Origin of the sequence: Haladaptatus sp. W1 (assembly GCF_001723155.1) — an archaeon.
Lineage (GTDB): Archaea > Halobacteriota > Halobacteria > Halobacteriales > Haladaptataceae > Haladaptatus > Haladaptatus paucihalophilus.
Window position 1 is genome coordinate 1 of the sequence record NZ_MEIH01000184.1, and the last position, 3,922, is coordinate 3,922.

The 3,922-nt window shown below is 63.9% G+C and carries 6 protein-coding genes; 1 reads left to right on the plus strand and 5 read right to left on the minus strand.

Translation table 11 applies throughout. From position 1 onward, the window contains the following. A partial coding sequence (locus BG842_RS09300) for a DUF5814 domain-containing protein (protein WP_254663016.1) occupies positions 1-215 on the minus strand: 215 nt, incomplete at its 3' end. Positions 216-251: 36 nt separating this feature from the next. Here BG842_RS09300 and BG842_RS29730 point away from each other — a divergent pair. Continuing rightward, on the plus strand, positions 252-395 hold the full coding sequence (locus tag BG842_RS29730) for a hypothetical protein (protein ID WP_175424115.1): 144 nt from the start codon (positions 252-254) through the stop codon (positions 393-395). Between the two features lie 182 nt (positions 396-577). Here the strand turns inward: BG842_RS29730 and BG842_RS09305 are convergent, their stop codons facing one another. The 4 genes from BG842_RS09305 to BG842_RS09320 form a co-directional block, all read right to left on the minus strand. Continuing rightward, positions 578-1,420, minus strand: a complete 843-nt coding sequence (locus BG842_RS09305; protein WP_069450544.1) for a polyprenyl synthetase family protein — start codon at positions 1,418-1,420, stop codon at positions 578-580. A 42-nt stretch (positions 1,421-1,462) separates the two neighbouring features. Further along, positions 1,463-2,167, minus strand: coding sequence for a class I SAM-dependent methyltransferase (locus tag BG842_RS09310; protein ID WP_069450545.1), 705 nt, complete (start codon positions 2,165-2,167; stop codon positions 1,463-1,465). 84 nt (positions 2,168-2,251) lie between these two features. Further along, positions 2,252-3,205 carry an electron transfer flavoprotein subunit alpha/FixB family protein gene (locus BG842_RS09315; RefSeq protein WP_069450546.1) on the minus strand — a complete coding sequence of 318 codons (954 nt, stop codon included), beginning with the start codon at positions 3,203-3,205 and terminating at the stop codon, positions 2,252-2,254. Further along, positions 3,202-3,922: electron transfer flavoprotein subunit beta/FixA family protein (locus tag BG842_RS09320; protein ID WP_069450547.1), on the minus strand; the 721-nt coding region annotated here is incomplete at its 5' end. The genes BG842_RS09320 and BG842_RS09315, both read right to left, overlap by 4 nt.

Below are 3,922 nucleotides of genomic sequence, written 5' to 3' on the forward strand. Positions count from 1 at the left end.
CCACAGTAGGGGTTGCTCTGACAGTCACAATCCAGAAAGTCCTCGGCGAAGTCGAGCACGCGGTCCCGCGTCGCCTCGTCGAGTTTCTGGAGGCCGTCGCCCTGAAACAGGATGTCGAGGGTCGCACCCTTGAACGCCCCTTTCGGGATGTTCGTCTCCAGTTGCGAGGAAATCTGCCGATGATTTTTGACGTAGATTTTGTCCGTGATAGCCACGCTTGTTGGATTTCTATTCGGTGAGTTCGGATAAGGGTGTCGTCAACGAAGGGGAAACGCGGACGACTCTGTATCGGCAGTAAGTGTGGAAACGGCGAAAACGGCGACAGCAGTGACGACCACGACGACAGCAGTGACGAACGCGATGACAACAGCGACGACCACGACGACGGTTGCTAGGGAAAATGACCGCACCGCATGCGGACGGTTCGCGCGGGTTGCGCGAACCGTCCTCGGGGTCCCCATTCCTCCCGGGCATACGGACAGGTCGCGCCATCCGCGCGACCTGTCCGAATCGCGCGTCCTGAAAGCGGGTGAGAAAATGCGAGAAACGGGAGAAAATCAGCTTCGGCTGCTTCGGCTCAGTGTTCGCGCGTGACGACGAACTCGGCGAAGTCGCGCAAGTAGTCCAGCGCGGCGGAATCGGGTGCGTCAACTCTATCGAGGGCGGCCAGCGCCGCGTCGGACTGTTTGTGCGCGAGTTCGTTGGCCTCCTTCGCGCTGAGGTCGGTCACTTGGACGATGGAGGGGCGGCCGATTTCCTCGTCTTGGCCAGTGGGCTTGCCGAGGTCGTCGGGGTCCGCCGTGGCGTCGAGCACGTCGTCCCGAATCTGGAACGCGATGCCGACGCGCTCGGCGTACTCGCCGAAAGCGTCGATAGTTTCCGGGTCGGCGTCGGCCGCGATGGCACCGAGTTCGGCGGCGGCACGAAACAGCGCGCCCGTCTTCCGGCGGGCGAGTTCCATGTACTCGGACTGGTTCGACGGCGTGGCGACGAGTTCAGACGCCTCGCCCATCCCGAGTTCAATCATCGACTCCGCGACGACTTCCATCGCGCGGGGGTCCGAGGAAAACAGTTCGAACGCCTCGCCTAGCATCCCGTCGCTGGCGATGATGGCCCGGCCGTAACCGTACTCAGCCCATGCGCTCTCCGTCCCGCGTCGCACGTCCGACCGGTCGATGATGTCGTCCACGACGAGCGACGCGTCGTGGACCAGTTCGATACCGACGCCGAAATCGACGGCGTTCTCGGCATCGCCACCCGCGGCCTCACAGGCCAGCATGGCGACGGTCGGCCGAACCCGTTTGCCACCCGAGAGGGCCGTGTGGGCCAACTGCTCCGACAGTTCGCGTGGTTCGACCCGCTCGACGACCTCCTCCAACCGGTCTTCGACGAGCGTCCTGCGGGCCATCAGGTACTCCATTCGTCTGTGCTTCAGGACGGCGGACGCAAATACGTGACGGGTTCAGTCCGCTGTCATCACCGCCCGAACCGACAGAAACGTCGGTTCCCGTGAGACGCGTGCGAACGTTTCCGGGTCCTTTTCGCGAAACGTCTCGGTCGGTCGAGATTCCTCGATACGGTCGAGTCGAAAACCAGCGTTCAGGAGGGGATTCAGAATCGCCGCAAGCGGTCGGCGGTACGTCGGCACCTTGACAGGGTCGCCGAATCCCGTCCAGACGTCGTTCACGACCTCGGTCTCGAAGTAGAAGAAGTCAGCGACGGGGTGTCCGGACGAGAAGACGACGAGACCGGCGGGACGAAGGACACGTGCCAACTCCGAGAAGAGCGAGTCCCAATCTGCCACGTAATCGAACGCGAGCGAACTGTACACGAGGTCGAATCGGTTCGACTCGAACGGGAGCGGTTCGCCGAAGTCACACCGAAGAAACGCCGCGCCGGGTGCGCGTTCGCGAGCGTGAGCCAGCATCGCCGAACTCGCATCGATTCCGGTTACCTCGGCACCCGCTTCCAACAGATACTCGGTCGTGATGCCCGGCCCACAGCCAGCATCCAGTACGTCCATCCCCGAAACGTCCGGCAGTAATCCCTGCGTCGTCGGGCGTTCGAGGTCGGCGTTGAACGGCTTCGTCGGCGCGCGTTCGGCGTAGCCGTCAGCCAACTGCTCGTAGGCGGAAAGGGCCAGCGGTCGGTCTCGCTCGTCGGTCATAGTCCCCACTCGGGCAGCGCCGTGAAAAAGGTCGCTAGTCGAACCGTATTCGTCGTTCGCGCGAAAAATCCGATCCGAACGGGTTTAGCTGAACTGCTCGATGAGTTCCGGCACCACGTCGAACAGGTCGCCCACGATACCGTAGTCGGCGATGTCGAAGATGGGTGCGTTCGGGTCGTTGTTGATGGCGATGATGGTGTCCGACCCCTTCATCCCGGCGACGTGCTGAACCGCACCGGAGATACCGATGGCGAGGTACACCGTCGGCGTCACCTGCGAACCGGACTGTCCGACCTGTCGGTTCTTCGGGAGCCAGCCGTTGTCCACGATGGGACGCGACGACGAGAGCGTCGCGCCGGTCGCTTCCACGAGGTCCTCGATGAGCGGGAGATTGTCCTCCTCCTCGATACCGCGGCCGATGCTGACGAGGAATTCGGCCTCGCTGATGTCCACGTCGCCAGCGCCGACTTCCTCGAAGCCGGTGACGGTCGAGCGGATGGCGTCCTCGTCGGGGTCGAAGTCGAACGCGGACACGTCGGCTTCACCGACGCCCTCCGCTTCCGGCCACTCCGCGCCACGGGTCGTGAGGGCGAACTGGTCCCCTTCGACTTCGACCGTGGTCTCGACTTTCGACCCGTACATCTCGCGCGTCGCCGTGAGCGCGCCATCGTACTCGAAGCCGATGACGTCGGTTACGAGCGGCAGGTCGAGGCTGTTGGCGACCGCGGGCGCGTAGTCGAGTCCGTTCACGCTGTTGGGCATGAGGACGAACGTCGGTTCGAGGTCGGCGAACAGCGCCTCGATGGCCTGCGCGTACACGTCGTGGTTGAACTCCTCGCCGTATTCGACGGTGTGAATCGTGTCCACACCGTCGCGGTTCAGCGTGTCGGCGTAAGAATCGACGTCGCCGCTGATGACGGCGAGATGCAGGTCGCCGCCCGCGTCGTCAGCGAGTTCGCGACCGGCGGAGATGACTTCGAAGCTCTCGTCGCGGAGTTCGCCGCGGCGGTGTTCCGTGACCGCGAGGACGTCGCTCATTGGACGACCCCCTTCTCGCGGAGGACGTCAGCAAGTTTCCCGGCCGTCTCCCCGGCGTCGCCTTCGAATATTTCCGCGTCGCTCTCGCTCTCGGGTTCGTACATGTCCGTCAGTTTCAGGTCGCTCTCCACGGCGTCGGCGTCGAGGCCGAGGTCGTCGAGCGTCTTGGGCGCGATTTCCTTCGACTGTGCCTGTCGGATGCCGCGCAGACTGGCGTATCGCGGTTCGTTGATACCCGTCTGGATGGTCAGCACGGCGGGGAGTTCGATGTCCGTCAACTCCTCGACGCCGCCCTCGAGTTCGCGGTGGACGTGCGCGACGCCTTCGTCGGCGTCCATGTCGAGCGCGTTGACGACCGCACCCCACTCGAAGTCGATCTCGTCCGCGAGTGCAACGCCGGTCGCACCGAACGCGTCATCTCCGGCCTGCACACCGGTCAGCACGAGGTCCGGATCCTCCTCCGCGACGACGGCGGAGAGGATTTTGGTTTTCGTCTCTATGTCGAGCAGGTCGGGGTCTTCGAGCGCCTCGTCCCACACGCGAATCGAGCGGTCAGCGCCCTTGGCGAGCGCCATCCGAATCGTCTCCTCGGCGCGTTCCGGGCCGATGGTGACGGTCACCACTTCGTCGGCGACGCCCGCTTCGTTCAGCTGGACGCCTTCCTCGACGGCGTAGTCGTCCCACTCGTTCAGGTCATATTCGAGGTAGCGGTCGTCT

Bases quoted from the DNA above. Each gene is read 5' to 3' on its own strand.
- BG842_RS09305 (WP_069450544.1), bottom strand. From the start codon at position 1,420: ATGGAGTACCTGATGGCCCGCAGGACGCTCGTCGAAGACCGGTTGGAG.
- BG842_RS09310 (WP_069450545.1), bottom strand. From the start codon at position 2,167: ATGACCGACGAGCGAGACCGACCGCTGGCCCTTTCCGCCTACGAGCAG.
- BG842_RS09315 (WP_069450546.1), bottom strand. From the start codon at position 3,205: ATGAGCGACGTCCTCGCGGTCACGGAACACCGCCGCGGCGAACTCCGC.